Genomic DNA, 20,776 nt, shown 5'->3' on the forward strand with positions numbered 1-20,776 from the left:
TGTGGCCAACGGACGCGGTCGGCAACTCGTATGGCGGTTGCCGGTGCTCTCGCTGGGGATCGCGGCGGTGCTTGTGGCAAGCGGGATCCTGCTGGTCCGCTACGCGACGAATCAACTTCTCGCTCAAGGCGGGTCTCTTCTCACCCTGGCGGCCTCCGAAGTTGCCGACAGCATCGATCGGATGCTGGCCGAACGGTACGGCGATCTCACGCTGTTGGCGCAGCATCCAGCGCTTCGCGGTCGGGACCGCACGGCCATCAGCCAGCTCCTGTTCGATCTCCAAGCCGCCTATTCGGGCCACGATTGGCTTGCGGTGACCGACGCGGAGGGAGTCGTCATCGCCGCCTCGGAACCGAACACGGTCGGCAAGCGGCTCGGTGCCGAATCCTGGTTTCAGGCGCTCAAAGCCGGAGGTGCCGTCGATCTTCGCGACGCCCAGCCATCGGCAGAAACGGGAGGCATGTTCGCGGTGAGGATCAGTCGTCCGATCACGGGACGGGAGGGCCGATTTCTCGGCGCCGTCACCAGCCAGGTGGGGTTGTTCGCGCTTGAAGACCAGGCGCGTCGCACGCTCGTTACGCTCTTGTTGCAGTACGGGACCTCCGCCCGCATTGAATATCAGTTCCTCAACCGCGCGGGCGACCTCATCGCCGACTCGTTGCTCCGGGAAGAAGGTCGCAGCAATCTGCTGGCGCTCGGGGTGCAGTCCGTCCAACTCGCGGCTGCCGGGCCGCCGGGCTTTCTCGAGGAGACCCATCGACGCATGAACCGTCCGGTTCTCACGGGATATGCCCGCACGAGAGGCTATGACAATTTTCCGGGATTCGAATGGCGGATTCTGGTGCGGATGGATCGGAGCGACATTCTTGGCCCGCTGTGGGGCTCGCTGCTGCCGTGGGTGGCGGTGGCAGGGATGGTGTTGGTTCCATTGAGCGGGCTGCTGCTGTGGACGAGTCATCGTCTCGGCAAAGAATGCGAACGTGCGGAGGATGCCGAGGCGGCGCTCCTTCGACGCACGCACGCGCTGGAAGGGCTCGTCGAAGCGGCGCGGACCATCTCGGCCGGACATAGCGTTCAGGCGGTGCTTGAGCGACTGCTCGAGACGGCCCGTCGATTGACGGGCGGCGCGTATGCAGCGCTGACGGTGTTCGATTCGGGAGGACACGGCCGGCCGGCGAGCTTTATCGCGTCCGGCATGGATCAGGCGACACAAGAGGCAATCGGGCGTTCACCGACCGGTTGCGGTCTTCTCGGGCGCTTAGGCGGGACGACCGCCGTCGTTCGTCTCGATGATTTGACGCAACATCCCGCCTTCACGGGGTTTCCGCCGCACCACCCGGTCATGCGTTCTCTGCTCAGCGTGGCCATCGTCGTCCGCAACGAACTGTACGGGCGCATCTATGTGGCCGACAAGGTTGGTTCCACCGGAGCGGTCACGGCCTTTACGGATCTCGACGAAACGGTTCTTGTCGCCCTCGCCTCGCACGCAGGCATCGCGATCGAACAAGCGAGACTCCTGACCCAAGCTCAAGAAAGCGCGAAGCTCAAATCTGAATTTTTGGCCACCGTCAGTCATGAGGTCCGAACGCCCTTGAACGGCGTGATCGGCATGGCCGAGCTGCTCCTGGATACCGGCTTGACCGAGGAGCAACGCGAGTATGCCGAGACGATCCGTTCATCCGGAGAGCATCTCTCGAATCTCATCAACGATATTCTCGATTTTTCCAAGATGGAAGCCGGCAAGCTCGCGTTGCATTTAGCGGAATTCGACCTTCGAGCTCTGGTGGACGGTGTCGTGGCGTTGTTCTCCGGGCGGGCTCACGCCAAGGGATTGACGATGGTCTCGCTCATCCGGGCGAACGTGCCTCGCTTGCTGCGGGGCGATCCGGGACGGTTGCGGCAGGTGCTCGCGAATCTGATCAACAACGCTGTCAAGTTTACGGAGCAAGGGGAAGTGGTTGTCGAGGTACACAGCGTGGAGAGTCCGGAGCGAGGAGAGGACAGCCGAGGGGAAGAAGTTCTCCTGCGGTTTGCCGTCCGTGACACCGGGATCGGCCTCTCTGAAACCCAGAGGCGCCGACTCTTTCAACCGTTCACCCAAGGTGATGGATCCCATGCCCGCAAGTACGGCGGAACGGGGTTGGGCCTCGCCATTGCCAAGCAGTTGGTCGAGCTGATGCAGGGGACGATCGGCGTGGAAAGTCTGCCGGGCCAAGGCAGCACCTTTGGGTTTACGGCCCAGTTCGGGGCGGTTTCTTCGGCGCCGTCGTCGACGGTGCCTTCACCGGGCCAGGGGCGGATCCGGCGAATACTCCTGGCCGAGGGCCACACCGCGATGCGCACGGCCCTCGAACACGCGCTCCGGTCCGAGGGCATCACGACGACGTGCGTGGCGGATGTGGGCGAGGTGTGGGGGCTTTTGGAGCGAACCGCTGAAACCGGTTTATCCTACGACGCGGTGATCCTCGATGGTGATCAGATGAGGCTGCGGGACTGGAGCGTCGTGCGGACGATCGCCACGCACCCTCAGACTCACGAAATCCCGGTGATCGTTCTGGCGACCGTGGGGTACCGAGGGGAGGCCAAGACCGCGCAGGATGCCGGGGCTGCGGCCTATTTGACCAAGCCGGTGCGACAAGCGCAGCTCCTCGAGTGTCTGATGATGGTGTGTGAGCGAAAGGGTTCGATCCCTGACGGGCAAGCCGACCAAATTCAGGCTGTTTCGGCGGACACCCATGGACAACGCCGCAACGAAATTTCCCTGATTACCCGACACAGCCTGGCCGAGCAGTCGGCTCGCAGTCGGAAGCGGATCCTCGTTGCGGAGGATAACGAAGTGAATCGGCTGGTGCTCGTCCGACTGCTGGCGAAGTTCGGGTACCACGCTGATGTCGTAGACAACGGCCGCACAGCAGTCGAGGCGTTGATCAGGGATCGGTACGACCTGGTGCTAATGGATTGCCAAATGCCGGAACTGGACGGCTTCGAGGCCACCCGCATGATCCGAAAACATGAAGAGTCAACAGTCGGTGGTCACCCGTCCGAAGCCGAAGACCAACAAACAGGACTAATGACGAAGTCCACAGGACGGCCGTCGACCGCCCGTGTGCCCATCATCGCCCTGACGGCGAACGCCATGGCTGGCGACCGTGAGCGGTGCCTCGCGGCGGGGATGGATGACTATCTGAGCAAACCCGTCACCTGCGACGCCTTACGCGAGATGCTGGAACGGTGGATGTCGGGCGCCAACCCCAATCAACTGGTCGGCATCGGATAAGGTCCGCGCGCAGGAAAAGATTTCCCTTGCCAACGCGGTTGAGCCTGCAGTACTGAGGCAAAGCGGACACACGTGCGGCATGCACCATGTAACGCGTTCGCCCTATCGACCGCCAGTCGCAATTGGAAGCGGACTCAACGGCCACATTGGCCAGGGGAACGGCACGGCGTCAGGGGGCCTCGAGCAGCGCTGACTCGAGAGGAGGCCCTTCTGCTACAGGCCATGGGTCACGTCATCGAGGACGACGCTGTGGAAGGTTCGCAAAGCAATCCCGGCGCGGCAGGTTATCTCAGCCTGCGGAGGCTGGAGGGAGGCAAACGCCGGCTCACATCAGATGGCAGTCTTCGGGATAATCATCAGCTGTCTTGGCTCTTGCCAAACTCCGAAAGAATCCCGACTTCTTTTAGTGCTTTCTTAAAAGCTCCCGACCCCTTTTCGAATTCCCGCTCATCGCGTTGCAACGGGGTGGTGGCTTCGGTAGACTGGAGCCCATCTGCAGAACGATACCATGTTTCAACACGAGCGCGACGTATTGGCCGCGATTGCGGCGAAGTTGGCCGACCTTCCATCGGTGTTGCAGGCCATTGCCTATGGGTCCCGAATCCGGGGCGAAGAACGCGCTGATTCGGACTTCGATATTCTCGTCGTCGTGGCGGGGAAAGACCGTGCGGTGAAAGACGCGCTTCGCGATCTGTTTTACCGGTACGAGCTGGAGAGCGGCCTTTCCTTTTCGGTGGCAATCCTAACGCGCGACGATATTGCCATGAACGAACGGCTCGGCAGCCCCTTTCTCAAAACAGTGAAATCCCAAGGAGTGGCGTTTTATGACGCTCAATCGCGAAGAGAAGCGCGCCCTGTCGCGGTACCGGCTCGACAAAGCTGACCGGTTGCTTGCGGATGCCGGGCTCTTACTGGAACAAGGCCGATGGGAGTCGGCAGTGAACCGAAGTTATTACGCCGCGTTGAGTGCCGCCCGTGCGATTCTCATCCTCTTCGGGGGAGACCCGAGGACGCACGAAGGCGTTAAGACCATGGTGAATCAGAAGCTCGTGCTTGGGGGCTACTTGTCCAAGGAATATGGCCGATGGTTTCGCGAACTCTTATTCGATCGCGAAGAGGTCGATTACGCCGACTATGTGACGATCGACAAGGCGGACGCGGCCGCGGCCGTTGAGCGTGCCGAGCATTTTATTCGGGAGGCGAAGCGCATCGTCGAGCGGCTGGACCAAGAATCAATGTCGGGCTGAGAGAACACGGATCGTGGGTTCAGCGAAGGCCGGTCTATTGCTCGCAGTTGTCGGATGAAAACAGTGGCGTCGCTCGACGCCAGGTCGAGGGAGCGGTTATGGTCTGTGGTCTGAAAAGACTCCCGACCCCTTTCTTATTCAATGATGCTGTCAGCGAAGGAAGCAAGTGAGGACGGTTGCAAGCTTGCTGGCTTGCCGTTCCAATTCCCGACAGGCGCGAACCGTTTCCTCGGTCAGCCCGAGCCGGCTGAGCGCTTCGACCTGCCCGGCGGCGCGGACCAAGTCGCGCGCGCAGAGGTTGGCGGCGGTTCCCTTCAGCGAGTGGGCCGCATGTTCGAGTTGCACAGGATCCCGCCCGGCGAGGGCCTTGTTGGCTTGGTCGAGGGCGGATTGATAGCTTGTTAAATAGAGCCGGATCAACTCCTGTTGAAGCTGGGTGTCCCCGCCGATATTGCTCAGCATGGCGCGGGGATCAAAAACGCTGAGTGGTATGTCCTCGGGAGAGTGCTTCATGGTCGAGTGCGCCAGGCCATTCGGCTCGGAGGCTCCGACGGACGGGATCCAGCGTTCGAGAACCGCTCTGAGGTCCTCGCTCTTCATCGGTTTGGCGAGGTAATCATCCGCACCAGCGGCCAGACAGCGATCGCGATCGCCTGGCATGGCGTTCGCGGTGATCGTAATGATAGGGATACGCAGGCCTGTCGATCGTCCGGCTCCAGGCTCCGCTCTCGAGGCTTCACGCGGACCGTTCGAAGCCTCCCACGCGCGGATCCGCTGCGTGGCTTCCAAACCATCCATGTCCGGCATCTGCACATCCATGAGAATCGCGTCGTAAGAATCCTGCTGGATCGCATGGACGGCCTCTCGTCCGTTGCTCACCACGTTAGCGCGATACCCGAGCCGTTCGAGCATCTTGACGGTCAAGACCTGATTAACGGGGTTATCTTCGGCGACGAGCACGCGAGGGGATCGGGGCGATGCCGGGACGGTGTTACCGGTGATCAGGGGAGTGTCCGCCGCCGGCTTGGGCGGCGATTCATCAGATGGCGGATGGACGGGCGAGTGAGCTCCCAGGGTGAGGTGCAGGCACTCGAAGAGTTGGTCGTGTCGCACTGGTTTGGTGAGGTAGGCCGACGCGCCGGCTTCATGGGCTGCCTTGGCCTGTCCGCGCTGGATGAGGGAAGTGAGCACGATCAGCGGGGGCGCGGCGGAGCCGAGCAGGGCCTTGATGCGACGCGTCAACGCGATGCCGTCCTGTCCCGGCATCATGACGTCCAGGATGGCGACGTCAAACGGCCGGTGTTGGGTCACGCTATGTTGAAGGGAGGCGATTGCCTCCTCCGCTCCGGCGGCCAGCACGGCGTCCATTCCCCAGGAAGAAACCAGATGGTGAAGGATCAATCGATTGGTGGCGTTATCATCGACGATCAACACACGACGCCCGCCCAAGCCCGCGCGCGCCGGCTCCGCCGGCCGTGCCGGCTTGGCCAGTCGGATTGTGCACCAGAAGGTGCTGCCACGGCCGGGTTCGCTCGTAACGCCGATGGTCCCGCCCATCAACTCGACGAGTTTTTTGCTGATGGACAGGCCAAGGCCGGTGCCGCCATATCGCCGCGTGGTGGAGGTGTCGGCTTGCGTGAAAGGTCGGAACAGTTTGTCGATGACATCCGGGGCGATGCCGATTCCGGTATCCTTGACCGAAATGAACAACGGAACCTCATCTGGCCGGGCGAGACGGTGATTCTCCTGCACGTGATTGTCCGTTGGTTGAATTTCAAGAACAACCTCGCCCCGGTCCGTAAACTTGACGGCGTTGCCGATCAGGTTGGTTAAGATCTGTCTCAGCCGGCCGGGATCTCCCACCAACGTCTCGGGGATGCTAGCGTGCACCAAGCCGGCGAGCTCGAGGCCTTTCGTCTGTGCCGTTTCGGCAAACTGTGCCAGCACCTGGTCGACCAGCGCCCTGATTCGAAATTCGATGGATTCCAGCTCGAGTTTGTTCGCCTCGATCTTGCTGAGGTCGAGGATGTCGTTGATCAGCCGCAGAAGCGCTTGTCCGCATTGGCGGATGGTTTCGGCAAACGAGCGCTGCTCAGCTTGAAGAGGAGTGTCCAACAACAATTCGGTCATTCCTTGGATGCCGTTAAGCGGCGTCCGGAGTTCGTGGCTCATGGTGGCCAAAAAATCGTTTTTGATTTTGACCGCCTCTTGCGCGCGCACGAGCGCTCGATCGAGTTCCTTGTTGATCTCCCGCAGGTTGCGCTCCGCCGCCTTGACGGCGGTCAGATCGATGGCGTAGCCGCGCACGGTTCCGGTCGAGGGGGCCGGACAAAAACTCCAGACATAGGAGGCGGAGGGCAGCTCCACTTCGCGTTGGTGGAGGGATTGGCCAGAAGCCAAGCACTGTCGCACGACGTCGTTAATGTCAGGTGGAAACACAGCGGGAAAGCCCTGCTCGGTATAGCCGAAGCGATCGATCAAGTCGGTCATGGCCGCGTTGGCGTACAGCAGATTGGCGAACGCATCCAGCTCAACGACGGGCGATGGACTTTCGTCGGCGATGCGGGCAAGCCGATCGCGATCGCGCTGCAATTCAGCCTGTCTCGAACGGTCTTGCAGAGTCAGGACCACCCGGTCCGGGTAATCCGGAAGCGGTGCGCACTGCCACTCCACGCGTCGCTCGCGTCCGTCACGACGGTGCAGAATTGCGTGGCCGCTGATGGAGGGTCGGCAATTCCGGAGGACCTCACCGATGGCCGGACCTCCGCTGCAGTCCGTCTGTGTCTCGCCGCTCCAGCGCAGCACTTCGCCCAATCGCCGGCCGATGGCGTACTCTTCGCTGATTCCAAGGAGCCGAACCGCTTCTGCGTTTAGGGAGACGATCCGTTCCTGTCCATCGATCAGGCAGACTCCGATCGGCAGGGCGTCCAGAAGCACATGGTGGAATCCGGTGTTAAGAAACGACTCACGGGCTGATGTGTGCCGAGCCGTGCGTCTGGAGTTCATGAGACCGCCCGCTTGGGGGGTGAAGGGTCCAAATACACGGCGACGTCGACGTGCTCGCGCGCCGGATCCATCGTCTGCACGATCATCCTCGTCGGGCCGGTGGCGTCCTGAGCCGACAAATCCACATACAAGGGATCGCGGTACGGATGCCCCTGGGCGTCCGCGATGATCGCAATGACTGGATGGAGGCGATGGTGCGGATTGGCGGCCACCACAATGGCCCGCTCTCCTGAATTGAGTTGGACCAGACTGCCGATCGGATAAATGCCCAGGCAAGCAATGGCCGCCTCGACCAGCGTGCGGTCGAACACGCCCTGTTGCCCCCAGCTAAACATTTGTGCGACCGCCCGGTGAGGGAGCAGCGGAGCGGTTCCGCTTCGGGGACAGACGAGGGATTGATAGGCATCGGCGAGGCCAACAAGCTGGCCGAGAGAAGAGAGCCGTACGCCGCTCAACCGAGCGGGGAATCCTGATCCGTCAATCCGCTCATGGTGCTGTTCGACGGCGTGCCAAACCGTGTCGCGCACGCTTGCCTGGGCCTTCAGCAGAGTCGCGCCCAACCTCGGGTGTTGTTCCATCAACCGGCGTTCCCGCTCGGAGCACTGATGCGCCTTGCGAAACACGTTGCGCGGGAGCCGCAAGTAACCGATGTCGTGCAGCAGTGCGGCAAGGCCCGCGTCTTCCAGATCCGATCCGCTCAACCCGTACGTCGCTCCAAACAGCAGGGTGAGCACTCCCGTATCAAGGGCATGGGTTGACAGTTCGCGATCATACTCGCGCATTTGCCTGATAAACAGGTGGGTCAGCATGGCCGTGCGATCGGCCAGCAGACGGTCCAACAGGCTGCCGACGATGCCGGCGAGCGCATCCGCGCCCGCCCTCGGTTTTCGGGAGGCCTCCTCGAAGAAGCGATCCACCGTGGCTCGCGCTTCGTCATAGGTCTGCCGGGCGGCCTGAAGTGCCTTGCTCCGGGCTTGCGGCGTGTTGGCTTCAGCGAACGAACAGGCCGCGGCGGCGCCCTGGTCTGCTTGGTCGATCGGTGGGGGGGCGCTGTGTTCATCCACGTCCGCGCCCTTCGTCACGTCGATCGTAACGTGCTGGATGCCGTAGCGCTTGAGTGTGAGGATCTCTTTCGGCTGTTTGATGTGTCGTTGATGCAACAGAAACGGCGTCTTCAGCCATGGGCGGTCCAGGGCCACGACGAACATGCCGGGTTTCAGTTGGTCGACAGGGATCCGTTTGACTGTACCCATCGGCGGCTTGAGCGACGGGATCGGCCGATGCGGGGCCTGCCGTCGGCGAAGTGCGAGCGCAACAACTCCGCGGTTGGTTATCGGCATTCCTCCATCCAAACTTAAGGGCATGCGGTTGGCCGAAGGGAGCCGCCGGACCGGTCGAACATGCTGTTCTCCGATGTTCCGTTCTGTCAAGTTTTGCTCGGTTGTTGCCGATACAACACCGATGCTGGATGGGCTGAGGAGTCTGCGCTGAATAGTCATGGGTGTGGTGCGCAAACGGATCCCGATCGACCAGCTTGAGTGTGGAATGCGGATTGTCGATCTGGACCGATCGTGGCTCGAAACGCCGTTTTGGCGTCACCGGATGAGGGTGGCCGGGGCGTCGGACATCGAGCGGCTTAAAGCCTGCGGCGTGCGCTTCGTTGAAGTGGAGCTGGAGGAACGAACCGACCGTGCGTCCAAGCCCAGCGAGGTGGATGAACTTGAGGGCACGATGGACAACCTCACCGAGCCGCCTGTGTCGGCGGAGTCGCTGGTCCGACCTGCATCGGGCGACGCGGAAACGCCAGTCGAGGTGACGACCACAGACGCGCGATCCTTCGAGGAAGAGTTGCCCGCGGCGCGGGAGACGTATCAGGCGGCCAAACGGATCATCCGCGACACCATGCACGAGGCGCGTCTCGGGCGAGACATCAACCTGGAGGCGGTCAACCGCGTGGTTTCGGCCCTGGTCGACAGCCTTTTCCGGCATGCCGACGCCTTGACCAGCCTCACACGCCTCAAGCGCTTCGACGAATACACCTTCTACCATTCCGTCAACACGGCGATCCTTGCGTTGGCGCTAGGCCGCCGCCTTCATCTTAATGCAACGGCGTTACATCGGCTCGGTGTGGGGACATTGCTCCATGACATCGGAAAAATGCGCATTCCGCCGGAGATCCTCAACAAGCCTGGAAGACTGAACGCCGATGAGTTCGAGCTCATGAAACAACATGCGCTGCGCGGCGCGGAATTCTTGGCCGAGACGACCGGATTGGACGACACCTCCGTGAAGCCGGCCCTCGAACATCACGAACGAGTGGACGGATCGGGATATCCGTTCGGCCGGAAACGGGCCGAGCTGAGCGCGTTCGGCATAATCGCGGCGGTCGTCGACATGTACGATGCGTTGACGAGCGACCGCTGTTATCACAAGGCGAAACCGCCCCACGAGGTTCTCCGGTTCCTGTACCTGCTGGGTCGACGCGGGCAACTCCACTTCGGGCTCGTGCACCGTTTCATCAAGGTGGTCGGTATCTATCCGGTGGGCTCTTGCGTGGCCTTGAATACCGGTGAAATCGCGGTGGTGAGCCGTCTCAACCACCAGCAGCCGCTGCTGCCGACGGTTTTCATCGTCAAAGACTCCGGAGGACGTCAGGTCGTGAAACCGGAGCCGCTCGATTTGACGACACAGACGACCAAACCGCTGCGCGTCGTTGAAACAGTGCTTAATCCTACACATGTCGGTGTGGATCCCGATCTGGTGCTCGACGGAGGCGAGCAATGAACGATGAGCACGTCAAGGAACCGGGGTTTTTAGCGGTCGGTGTGTCGCTTCAACTGGGGGTGCCCGCCGGCACGGAGATCGTCCAATCCGGGTCGACGCTGCTGGGGTGGAAGGACGGCGCCTGGTTGATCTGCGAATGGCCGTTTCAACTCGGGCAGGCGGTGGAATGCCCACCGGGCTCGCCGTGCACGGTGCGTTACATGTATGCCGGCAAACTGATCGGGTTCCGAAGCGAACTCTGCATGCGTGTGGCGCAACCGCTGCCGCTGTGGTTTCTGGCGTTTCCGACGACCGTGGAACAGGTCATGGTGCGAAAGCACGTCCGCGTGCCGAGCCACGAGCCGCTGGTGCTCCTCAGAACGGAGGGGAATCAACTCGCCGGTTGCGACGTCTTGGGTCCAGTGGCGGGAGGAATCCTCCTCGACCTGAGTGTCAGCGGCTGCTGTGCGGCGCTGACAGCAAATCACGCCGACGTGATCCCGGGGACATCGGTTCGCTTGGAATTCGACCTGCCCGGCATCGGCCATGTCAGCAATCTGGCCGGGGTCGTCAAAAACCTGACCCTGCACCAAGACCGACTCCATGTCGGCATCGAATTTCTGTTCAATCGGGCGGAATACATTGAATACCGAGGCTGGGGCGGATCGGTGAGGCAGGCCATTGAGCAATGCGTGGTGCAGAAGCAGCGCTGAGCGGTCACAGCGTGACGGCGTGGGATGGAAGCGGCAAAAGACGACCTCATTGGAAAAATCTGCCGAGTGCGTGACGGCTGATCGAGATGGAGGGCAACCGGAAAGGGGAATTTGCTAGCGCTGCAGATGGCGTGACCCTTGCATCCTCCGCTGCATGTGGAAGCGGGCGCGCGCAGAGAAAGGCCCAGCGATCGCGTCCGAGCGGCAAGAAGAAGTGTGGGACGGCATGAGATGAGAGACGGAAGCACAGCGACCTGGCAAAAACGCCAGAGCCTCTGCGCTGAGGCAGGAACCGCAGCGACGGACAAAGCAATAATTCCTGGCTCCTGTTCCCTCAACCGTGATCAAGAAAGGGCCACGCCGGGGTAAGGCGGGGAGAGTTCATCGCTGTGTCCCGTCCCTGATGTCAGCGAGGAACGTGTGCTCAATCTAGGATACCCTTTACTGACGGTTGATGATGTCATGGCTTTGAAGGCATTGGTGCGTGAGCAGTACCAGCGTGTTGGTCGGCCGCTACGAGGTGTGGAGATCGGTCCGTGGCTGGGGCGGTCGACCGTGAGCATGCTTGCCGCTGATCTTCCGCTTGGACTGCCATTGCCGTTTGACAACCATCTCTATGAGTTCATAACCGCTTCTACGCCCGATCAGGGTACATTCCAGTGGTCTTGGCGAGTGGAGCGCAAGCACCAGTACTTCGAGCAACTCTGGTGTTTCGACACGTGGCGAGGCATTACGAGCGAGACGTTACAGTACTTCCGCGAAACGGCAACTGGTGTCCCCAAGCGCATGTTTCTGGAAAATATCGAACGTGCCGGTTTCGAAAGGTCGTCTCAGCGGTTGAACGAACGCAGACGGCGTTTGAACAGATTGTTCCTGGCCCGGTGGATTTTATCTTCATCGATGGAGACCACGAGTTTGCCTCGGTCGTGGCGGACCTCTATGCGGTTAGGTCCCTGATAAGTCCGCATACGCTATTGTATGGCCATGATATCCGTAACGTAGAGCGTTGGCCCGGTGTTAGGTCGGCTGTGGATTGGTTTGTTCAAGATTATCACGTTCGGGCCAACATTTGGGTTGCCAATGCTGGAGGACTAGCCCATCTGCAACAGGCGCCGGAATACGGAACCATCTCCGATCTGGTGAATGCGGTGCAGACGCAACAGTCGCTGCGTTACCAGGACCCTGTGTGTTGTGCTCGATTCAACATTGCAACCCGATCCTCTGTGGCGTCATCTGACACAAACCGCGAAACGGGAGTGCCAACGCATTAAAAGATCGCCGGCGAGTGATTCGCCAGATATGGAGGAGACGTCACAGCAAGCTAGATGCCCAAAGAGGAGAGGGATGTCATGGCAGAGCAACGAAATGATGGGTATGTGTTACATCCATCGGGACAATTGAGCCGAGGAGCGGTGCTGGACGTTGGCCTGAAATGCGTCCACTCCTGCAAGTTCTGCTATTGGAGCTATCTCGACGGATCGGACGATCAGTTCCGGGGTATGCGTCGGGCAAAGTTCCGATCGCTAGAGGACTGCAAGGAGATCCTGCGGCGTCTCAAGGCCAACGGGTTCGTGAATTTCGACATCACCGGCGGAGAACCCACCCTGCATCCGGATATCATTGAAATTACGCGTTATGCCCATCAGGACCTCGGGCTGAAGGGCCGAATCATCACTCTCGGTCAGTACCTGATGCGGCGCATGTCGAACTGCAGGCGTGACCGTTTGATCGACGACTTGCTCGATACAGGGCTAGTCAATTTTCTCTTCTCCATGCATGCCGTGGAGACCGGACTTTTCGAAAAGCTCACTGGAGCGTCCTGGGCTAAGCAGAAACAGGCGATGGATTACCTCGATGAGCAGGGCTTCCAGTACACGACCAATACGGTGGTCATGGAATGGAATTACCGGCACCTGCCTGACATTGCGCGGGAAATCATCGAGCACCGGATTTACCTGTGCAATTTCATCATCATGAATGCCTATTACGAATGGAACCGTGATGGCAGGGCCATGGGCATCCAGGCGCAATATTCAGCTATTCATCCGTATCTCAGAGAGGCTGTCGACTATCTCGAATCGCACGATGTCGCGGTGAACATCCGATATGCCCCGCTTTGCACAATGCGAGGGATGGAGAAAAACCTGGTGGGTGTGGTCGGGGTGCGCTACGACCCGTACGAATGGATGAACGCGGGCGGACACCAGGGCGGTGGACCGGAACAATGTGCGGCCAGAATTCCTGTGCTGGAAGGCGGGCTTGAGGCCGATTTCCAATACCGAGATATTCGGCAGACGCTAGACAACGGTCTGCGCATCATCGGTGTGCGGGGACAGAACCTCAAGTTGTTCCCCGAGGTCTGCGCTACCTGCAGCGCACGGCCGGTCTGCGACGGCGTCGACCCCAATTACCTTCAACATCACGGCGCCTCCGAATTCATTCCCTACACGGAGCCGCAGGGGACTCTCCTGCACAAAGACCGTCTGACCTACTCCATGCCCTTTTTCGTTAAAACGGAGCCGTACGCGAACATGCAGGCGATAGTGAAACAGGCCTTTGCCGACTGGCGTAAGAGTCGACAGCCAAGGGCAGTCCTGGCTGATCCTGCGCTCCGGGGAGACAGACCAGGCGTCCAAGCTGATCCGTTCCTCTCCGTGATTGTGCCGACCTACAACCGGAGCGCGGTCCTTCGGAAGACGCTCCAGGCGTATGCCGCTCAGACGTGGCCTGCAGCTCGCTTTGAGGTTATCGTTGTCGATGACGGTTCGGGGGATCAGACCGAAGCGGTAGCGACAAGCCCGATATGGCCGTTTCGTGTGATGTTTATCCGACAGGAACACGGAGGCGCAAACGCCGCCCGAAACCGGGGGATCGCAGCGGCGTCAGGCGACATCGTGCTCTTGACAGGCGATGACATGGTTCCGGCGCCGGACTTCCTCCAAGGGCATGCCGAGTTTCACCGTCGGCATCCTGACTACCAAGATGCGCTGCTCGGCGGCATCGAGTGGTTCCCGGAGATTGAGATCACCCCGCTCATGCGCTATGTCGTCTCGCCGGAGGGAGGACAGCAGTTTTCCCTGCACTTGGCACGGGACGGGCGAGCCGACTTCCGCACATTTTACACGTGCAATGTGTCGGTCAAGCGCCGGTTGCTCGCGACTCAGAATCCGGTTTTCGATCCCGCGTTCCGCTATCCCGCGTATGACGATGTGGAGTTGGGGTATCGATTGCAGAAAGCCGGCATGCGCCTCCACTATCGACCGCAGGTCGTTGCCTACCACAATCACCCTCTCACGATTGACGACTTTGCCCGCAAGATGCGCCAGGCCGGCTGCATGGCCATCGTGTTGGCCCAAAAACATCCCGAGTTAGAGACCTCGTTTTTGAGACTGAACGATCTCCTGAGCCGGCTGGACCGCTATAGCGAGGATCTTGCCGCCTCGCTGCGGTTGACCCTTGCCGAACTGGAAAAGGTCCATGTCGCCACATTGGCGACTCTACGCCTGAACGGCCGGTCCTTTGATGCGATCTATGCCGAGCGGGTGTTGCATCCCGTGTACGGGGCGTTTTTCGCAACCATGTATGCGCTGGGGGTTGCGGACGCTGTTCAGGCGGTTCCGCAGAGACAAGAGGTCCGGTACGAGAGAAGCCTGCCCGCTTGCTCGATCGACTCAGCAACGCCGCCCAGCAACGGCGGCATAGAACCTGCCGAGGACCGTTCTCGATCTCAGCCGTCAGAGGGCAATCCTGAGGTGCCGATGCCGCCGCAGAAAACGATCGTCCCTGGACCGAGCCCGGCTTTCCGAGGACGGAGGTTGCCAAGAAAGGGGCAACCGTTCGGCATCAACCTCATCGGCTATCTCAGCGGAAATCTGGGGCTCGGTGTGTTTGCCCGACATGTGCTGCGCCTGTTGCTCGATCGGAATATTCCCGTCGCGGCGGTGGACCTGGATCCCGGCTGCGGTCGGGCTCAAGCCGATCGGACTTACAGTCATTTGTTCGCCAAGAGTTTGGATGAGTGTCGCTATCCGCTCACGCTGTTCGCGCTGAATGGCGAGTCCCTTGCCAGGGTGCCGCCCCACGTGCTTGAGGCATTGGCGGCCCACAGCCTGTTGACCGCCCTGCCGTTTTGGGAATTGCCTGTCCTGCCTCCCGCGTGGCTCGGCCCGCTGCAGCGCTTGGATGCGCTGGCAGCGCCCAGCGACTTTGTGCGGTCGGCGTTGGAGAACGCAATCGCTGGGATTCCGATTGTCCGCGCTCATGTGCCGATCCGCCTGCCGGAGTCCATTGCTCCGGATCGGCAGAAATTTGGACTGCCCGAGACGGCGTTCGTGCTGCTGGCGTGTTTTGAACCCCACAGCGATCCGGTCCGCAAAAATCCCCAAGGGGCGATCGAGGCGTTTCGGTCGGCCTGGCCGGACGATCCGTCGGTTCGGTTAGTGGTGAAGGTTAACAACGCGGCGGTAGGCGAGCGCGCGCATCCGGTGATGGAACACTTGCGCAAGGAAGCCGGCCGGGATCCGAGACTCATCCTTCTGGATCGGCCGTTACCCTACCGCGAGGTGCTGGAGCTGCTGGCGAGCATCGATGTGTTCGTGTCTCTGCACCGTGCGGAAGGGTTCGGCTTGCCGATGTTCGAAGCGATGGCGCTGGGCAAGCCGGTCGTGGCCACGGCGTGGTCGGGCAACATGTCGTTTATGACCTATGACGCTGCGTGCCTGGTCGGGTATCAATGGCGGCCGGTGCAGGGGTCGTTGCCGGTCTATCGACCGGAGTACCTGGGGCGAGACTGTCACTGGGCGGAACCGTCGATCCCCGAGGCGGTTGCCTGGCTGGACCGGCTGCGTCGCGATCCCGAGCTTTGTGCGGCGATCGGGGAACGCGCAAAGGCGCGGGTGAACGACTACAACGCGGCGGCCCAGCGAGGACAATGGATTGAAGAGTTGGCCGCCATTGTCGCGGCGCGCGAACGAGGAATCGGGGGGAGCACCGCTTGGAAACCCTCGCCTGCAACGGCGTCCGACGCGACGTTCGAGTGCTCCATCATCATTCCCGTGTGCAACAAGGCGGAATTGACCGCTAATTGCCTCACGGCGTTGGCCCGCCACACGCAACACGCGAGCTACGAAGTGATCCTTGTGGACAACGGGTCGACGGACGAAACGCCCTCCTTGCTGGCGAGCCTGGGGGGGGATGTCCAAGTGATCCGCAACGCCGAGAATCTGGGGTTTGTGAAGGCGTGCAATCAGGGGGCCAAGGCGGCGAGGGGCCGCTACCTGGTGTTCCTGAACAACGACACGATGCCACAACCGGGCTGGCTCGATGCGCTGGTCCGCGAGGTTGAGGAACATGCGGATGTTGCCGTAGTGGGGAGCAAGCTCTTGTATCCCAATGACACGGTCCAGCACGCCGGGGTGGCGATCTCGCGTCAGGACGGGATTCCCTATCACCTGTACCAGGGGTTCCCTGCCGATGCGCCGGCGGTGAATCGGCGGCGCGACCTGCAATGTGTCACAGCGGTTTGCATGCTGATTCGCCGCGAGATCTTCCTGACCGTAGGCGGATTTGACGAAGGGTATCGAAACGGGTTCGAGGGCATCGATCTGTGTTTGAAAGTCCGTGAACGCGGCCATCGCGTGGTGTATCAACCGCACAGCGTTGTGATCCACCTCGCAGAACAGACGCCGGGCAGAAACGTCCACGACCATGAAAATATGGACCGGTTCCTTGAACGTTGGGGAACGCGATGGCGGTTGGCGGATGAAGACCTGCTCGCCTTCGAGGACGGATTTTGTTGCGACCATCTCTCGCCGCACCTTGTGCGCTGGCGCTCTCTGGCAAGCGACCTGGAACGCGATGCCTGGCGGTATGTGGCCGATGTTCAGCGCGCGTTACAGCGGCGAGACGACGAGACGGTTCGGCGGTTGATTCGACAACCCGGGCGTTGGCCGGCCGATCCCGCGGTATTGCGCTGGGGAGCAGCGGTGGCCAAGGCACTCGAGGAGACGGAGGCCGCGGGATTGTTCTGGCAGCGGCTGCTCCTCCTTTGTGAAGACGCCGATGCGCGCTTGGGCTTAGCCAGGCAAGCGATCGTCGATGGCCGACTGGAAGAGGCGCAACGTCATCTTGACCACCTTCCGCCCCATGCGGTGAACGGCGGAGAGGTCTATCTGGTACGCGGTGTGCTGGCGATGCAACGTCAGGCGTTCAGCGACGCGGCGGAAGCCTTTGAGGCCGCTCGAGCTCACGGCGCGAACCAGCGCAGAGCCGTCATGGGGCTGGGCATGGCCGCATTGGGAGCGGGCCAGATCGAGCGAAGTTGGGACGCGTTTCTCGCCGTCTTGAAACAGGAGCCGGATGACGCAGAAGCGGTGCACTGGCTGCTCCGGGCTGGCGCGGCGCTCGGCCGCTGGAAAGCCTTGGCAGAGGTGTTGGCTCGATTTGTCGATCGCAATCCCGGTGACCTGACCACACGGTTCGCACTGGCAAGCGTCTTGCTCCGGGACGGGCGGGTCGCAGAAGCTCGGCGAGAGGAACAGGTGCTGCAACTGCTCGATCCGCAATATGAGGGACTCGATGAGTTAACACGGGCGCTCGACGGACACCCGTTGTGCGCTCCCTCGAGCGTGTCCGGATGAGCGCTCCGGTCTCTCGCGCCGTGCTGCTTCAACTCGCCCGTCTCGGGGACCTGGTCCAATCGCTCCCGGTGATCGCGGCGCTGAAAGCCGGCGGCATCGGCTCGCTGGACCTGGTGTGCCCCGCTCCGTTCGCGCCTCTCGCCTCGCTGTTTTCCCAGATCGATCGGGTGCTGCCCTGGGATGGGCTCAAATGGCGGACTTGGGCGGATCTCTGGAAACGGGCGCCGGACGCCGTCGTGGACGAGGTGAACGCCTACATCCGGACTCTGACGGATGAGCCCTATCCGGTGGCGTACAACCTCAATCAACACCCGCGGGCTGTGCTCGCGGCGTATCTTCTGGCCGATCGTGTCATCGGTCCAGGCGAAGGCGGCCCGCTTCGGAAGGATATGCCGCCCTGGGCGGCGTACTTGCGCCGGGTCGCGCAGGACCGGTCAGGCAATCGCGTTCATCTGGCCGATGCGTTTTGTGGGCTCTGCAGGGTCCGGGCGACAGGCAGGGCGCCACACGTGCCGGCGCGCGAGGTTCGCGTTCCAACGGACCTCGAGGCGGTCGGACAAGATGATGGCGTCTGGGTCGCTGTCGTGGTGGGGGCCGGCGATCGTGATCGTTGTGTTCCGCCGGAAGTGTGGACAACTTGGATCACCGCGCTGCTTGACAGCGAGGAACGGGCGAAAGTCGTGTTGGTCGGGGGACGTGCTGAACGCGAGCGGGGCTATGTGATTCAAGATGGTGTGGCGCCGCTGCTGCAAGGTCGAGTCTGGGACGCCGTCGGACGCACCGATGTCCGTGAACTGGCTGGTCTGCTTTCGCGATGCCACTGGGTGATCGGAGCCGATACGGGGCCGTTGCACCTTGGCGCCGCCACGGGCGCGAAGGCCATGGGTTGGTATTTCGCCAGGGCTCGAGTCCATGAAACGGGTCCCTACGGCGAAGGCCATTGGGTGTGGCAAGCCGAGGTACCGCTGATGACGGATGACAGGCCTTGCCCTGCTCGAGCACATGACCGCCGGTCCAGTGCTCGGTGGCCGGTGAAGGAGAGTGTGGAACTGTTGCTCACAGGCTCTTGTCGCTCCCTCGTGGATGGGTGGTCGCTGTGGCGGAGTCGACTGGACCGCCTGGGCGCCTATTTCACCGTGGCCAACGGCCCTTCAATCCCGGACCGCAGTCGCGAAGCGATCTGGGAACGCTTGTGCGGTGCGCCTTGCGTTCAGTGAGCGCCGCGTGAGAGGCGACCAGGCCCCGCGCGATGCGTACGGGGACGCGTGACCGTATGAATCCGTTGGACGTCAACTGTGCCCTCCTTCGTGCACGATGGCCTAGTCTGGCGGCCGAGGTCCGCGAGGCCGGCGGGGGCGTGCTCCAGATTCGACCGGCGAAGAACGGTCTGCCGACTGCGCTCGCGAATGGCAAATGGATTCACAGCCAGTATGATCCCGTGCGCGAGGCTTCGGTTTGGGCCGAGGCGCAAGGAGCGCAGGTGCAAGCCGGAGAACTCGCTGTCGTGCTGGGGATCGGCCTGCTCTATCACGTAGAGGCACTGCGAAAACACATGCCCCGTGATTGGAAAGTGGCGGCGGTGGTGCCAAGCCGGCAAGAACTGCATGATGCCTTTGGTGCGCGACCGCTGGGCGAGTGGGTCACACAGGTGGACTGGCTGTACGGTTCTCCCGATGACATCGCCGCGCGGTTATCGATGGCGCGATCTCCCTTGCGGCTCCTGACCTATGAGCCGGCTGCCGGGCTCCATGACGACTTTCACCGCGCGATCGAACGGTCGTTGCGGCAGCGATTGGCCGCCCAAGCCGGTGGTCGTTTGCACGTCGCTGTAGTTGGCCCGCTCTACGGCGGATCCCTGCCGATTGCTCGCTACGCCATGGCTGCGCTGGAATCGCTGGGCCATCAGGTCATGTGGGTTGATCACAGCGCGCACTATGGGGCGTATCGGGTTATGGACGGCCTGAAAGAGGCGCGGCACCGGGCGCTGGTCCAGGGGAAATTTGTGGAGTCGCTCGGCCTCTACACCGTGAGCCGCCTGGCGGAGGATCCTCCCGACCTGGTGCTGGCCCTTGCACAGGCCCCGCTAGAATTGCCGATTCTCGAGCATTTGAACCGCAAGCGGTTCGTGACCGCAATGTGGTTCGTCGAAAACTATCGCCATCTGACATACTGGCGTCATCTGGCCCGGGGATACCAGCACTGGTTCGTCATTCAGAACGGAGCCTGCCGGGAAGCCTTCCGGCAGGCCGGCGCGCAACACGTCGCTTACCTGCCGCTGGCGGCCGATCCCTCCGTCCATCGACCCCTAGCGTTGACACCTGAGGAAAAAACGGAATTCGGGGCGGATGTGTCGTTCGTCGGGGCTGGCTACGTGAACCGACGGCGGATCCTACCGCTGCTGACTAAACAGAGCTGGACCTTCAAACTTTGGGGAAACGAGTGGGAGGGTGCGGAAGATTTGAAGCCGGTCCTTCAGCGAGGCGGCCAGCGCATCGAAACGGAGACCTGCGTGAAGGTGTTCAACGGCACTCATATCAACCTCAATCTCCATTCGTATACCGGCGAAGGGCTGGATCCGCAGGCGGATTTCGTCAATCCCCGGACGTTCGAGCTGGCGGCCTGTGGCACCTTCCAGTTGACGGATCACCGTGCGCTGCTTCCGGCATTGTTCAGTGAGAATGAAATCGCGACGTTCCGGAATACCGAGGAATTGCTGAGCCAAATCAGCACCTGGCTGCACGAACCGGAAGCGCGGGCCGCGATGGCCCAGGCGGCTAGACGTCGCGTCCTGGTGGAGCATACCTATCGCCATCGCATGGAGACTCTCTTGGCCGCGATCGGCGTCAGCCGACCTGATCGGATCGGCGCCATCCTCCGCGGAGAGCGGCAGGCCGGGTACTTGGCGACGCACTGTTCGACCGATCCGGAGTTGGCGCGGTGGCTCAGGGAATTCCCAAGCGGCCAACGGGTGGAGCTCAAGGAGGTGGCCGCGCGGATTAAAAGCAAAGGGCCGACGGCGGTCCTGACGCGGGACGAGCTGTTGCTTCTCATGTTGGACGAGTACCGGATGGAAACCAGGGATTTGTTCTGACGCCTAACGCCGGCCGTGCTCAAGTGACGGGAATAAACACC

At 61.6% G+C, this 20,776-nt stretch carries 11 protein-coding genes; 9 read left to right on the forward strand and 2 right to left on the reverse strand.

Features of this window, described 5'->3' with window-relative positions:
- Position 1: 1 nt before the first annotated feature.
- The 3 genes from ACWHTU_RS09025 to ACWHTU_RS09035 all read left to right on the forward strand — a co-directional run bounded on the left by ACWHTU_RS09025 (position 2) and on the right by ACWHTU_RS09035 (position 4,524).
- Positions 2-3,277, forward strand: coding sequence for a response regulator (locus ACWHTU_RS09025; protein WP_447863192.1), 3,276 nt, complete (start codon positions 2-4; stop codon positions 3,275-3,277).
- Positions 3,278-3,785: 508 nt separating this feature from the next.
- Positions 3,786-4,160, forward strand: a complete 375-nt coding sequence (locus ACWHTU_RS09030) for a nucleotidyltransferase domain-containing protein (protein ID WP_447863193.1) — start codon at positions 3,786-3,788, stop codon at positions 4,158-4,160.
- Positions 4,102-4,524: a HEPN domain-containing protein gene (locus ACWHTU_RS09035; protein ID WP_447863194.1), complete on the forward strand. Its 423-nt coding sequence runs from the start codon at positions 4,102-4,104 to the stop codon at positions 4,522-4,524. Before ACWHTU_RS09030 ends, ACWHTU_RS09035 begins: the two co-directional genes overlap by 59 nt.
- A gap of 150 nt (positions 4,525-4,674) precedes the next feature.
- Here ACWHTU_RS09035 and ACWHTU_RS09040 read toward each other — a convergent pair whose 3' ends face one another.
- Together ACWHTU_RS09040 and ACWHTU_RS09045 are read right to left on the reverse strand one after the other, a co-directional pair.
- The gene (locus tag ACWHTU_RS09040) at positions 4,675-7,530 is read right to left on the reverse strand and encodes a response regulator (RefSeq protein WP_447863195.1); all 2,856 of its coding nucleotides are present in this window, start codon (positions 7,528-7,530) and stop codon (positions 4,675-4,677) included.
- Positions 7,527-8,870 carry an HD-GYP domain-containing protein gene (locus ACWHTU_RS09045; RefSeq protein WP_447863196.1) on the reverse strand — a complete coding sequence of 448 codons (1,344 nt, stop codon included), beginning with the start codon at positions 8,868-8,870 and terminating at the stop codon, positions 7,527-7,529. Before ACWHTU_RS09045 ends, ACWHTU_RS09040 begins: the two co-directional genes overlap by 4 nt.
- Before the next feature lie 157 nt (positions 8,871-9,027).
- Here ACWHTU_RS09045 and ACWHTU_RS09050 point away from each other — a divergent pair, with 157 nt between their 5' ends.
- The 6 genes from ACWHTU_RS09050 (at position 9,028) to ACWHTU_RS09075 (ending at position 20,735) form a co-directional block, all read left to right on the forward strand.
- Entirely contained in the window at positions 9,028-10,314 is a 1,287-nt protein-coding gene (locus ACWHTU_RS09050; RefSeq protein WP_447863197.1) for an HD-GYP domain-containing protein, read from the forward strand.
- The gene (locus ACWHTU_RS09055; RefSeq protein ID WP_447863198.1) at positions 10,311-11,006 is read left to right on the forward strand and encodes a flagellar brake protein; all 696 of its coding nucleotides are present in this window, start codon (positions 10,311-10,313) and stop codon (positions 11,004-11,006) included. Before ACWHTU_RS09050 ends, ACWHTU_RS09055 begins: the two co-directional genes overlap by 4 nt.
- A gap of 719 nt (positions 11,007-11,725) precedes the next feature.
- Positions 11,726-12,277 carry a class I SAM-dependent methyltransferase gene (locus tag ACWHTU_RS09060; RefSeq protein ID WP_447863337.1) on the forward strand — a complete coding sequence of 184 codons (552 nt, stop codon included), beginning with the start codon at positions 11,726-11,728 and terminating at the stop codon, positions 12,275-12,277.
- A 78-nt stretch (positions 12,278-12,355) separates the two neighbouring features.
- Complete coding sequence (locus ACWHTU_RS09065; RefSeq protein ID WP_447863199.1) at positions 12,356-17,644, forward strand: glycosyltransferase; 5,289 nt, start codon at positions 12,356-12,358, stop codon at positions 17,642-17,644.
- Positions 17,641-18,861, forward strand: a complete 1,221-nt coding sequence (locus ACWHTU_RS09070; protein WP_447863200.1) for a glycosyltransferase family 9 protein — start codon at positions 17,641-17,643, stop codon at positions 18,859-18,861. Before ACWHTU_RS09065 ends, ACWHTU_RS09070 begins: the two co-directional genes overlap by 4 nt.
- A gap of 56 nt (positions 18,862-18,917) precedes the next feature.
- Positions 18,918-20,735, forward strand: coding sequence for a CgeB family protein (locus tag ACWHTU_RS09075; RefSeq protein WP_447863201.1), 1,818 nt, complete (start codon positions 18,918-18,920; stop codon positions 20,733-20,735).
- The last annotated feature ends 41 nt before the right edge of the window (positions 20,736-20,776 follow it).

The organism is Nitrospira calida (assembly GCF_976986435.1).

What these genes read in the sequence shown, in the direction of transcription:
- ACWHTU_RS09045 (WP_447863196.1), bottom strand. Translation starts at nt 8,870, where the DNA reads ATGCCGATAACCAACCGCGGAGTTGTTGCGCTCGCACTTCGCCGACGG.
- ACWHTU_RS09065 (WP_447863199.1), top strand. Translation starts at nt 12,356, where the DNA reads ATGGCAGAGCAACGAAATGATGGGTATGTGTTACATCCATCGGGACAA.
- ACWHTU_RS09030 (WP_447863193.1), top strand. Translation starts at nt 3,786, where the DNA reads ATGTTTCAACACGAGCGCGACGTATTGGCCGCGATTGCGGCGAAGTTG.
- ACWHTU_RS09040 (WP_447863195.1), bottom strand. Translation starts at nt 7,530, where the DNA reads ATGAACTCCAGACGCACGGCTCGGCACACATCAGCCCGTGAGTCGTTT.
- ACWHTU_RS09070 (WP_447863200.1), top strand. Translation starts at nt 17,641, where the DNA reads ATGAGCGCTCCGGTCTCTCGCGCCGTGCTGCTTCAACTCGCCCGTCTC.
- ACWHTU_RS09035 (WP_447863194.1), top strand. Translation starts at nt 4,102, where the DNA reads ATGACGCTCAATCGCGAAGAGAAGCGCGCCCTGTCGCGGTACCGGCTC.
- ACWHTU_RS09075 (WP_447863201.1), top strand. Translation starts at nt 18,918, where the DNA reads ATGAATCCGTTGGACGTCAACTGTGCCCTCCTTCGTGCACGATGGCCT.
- ACWHTU_RS09050 (WP_447863197.1), top strand. Translation starts at nt 9,028, where the DNA reads ATGGGTGTGGTGCGCAAACGGATCCCGATCGACCAGCTTGAGTGTGGA.
- ACWHTU_RS09055 (WP_447863198.1), top strand. Translation starts at nt 10,311, where the DNA reads ATGAACGATGAGCACGTCAAGGAACCGGGGTTTTTAGCGGTCGGTGTG.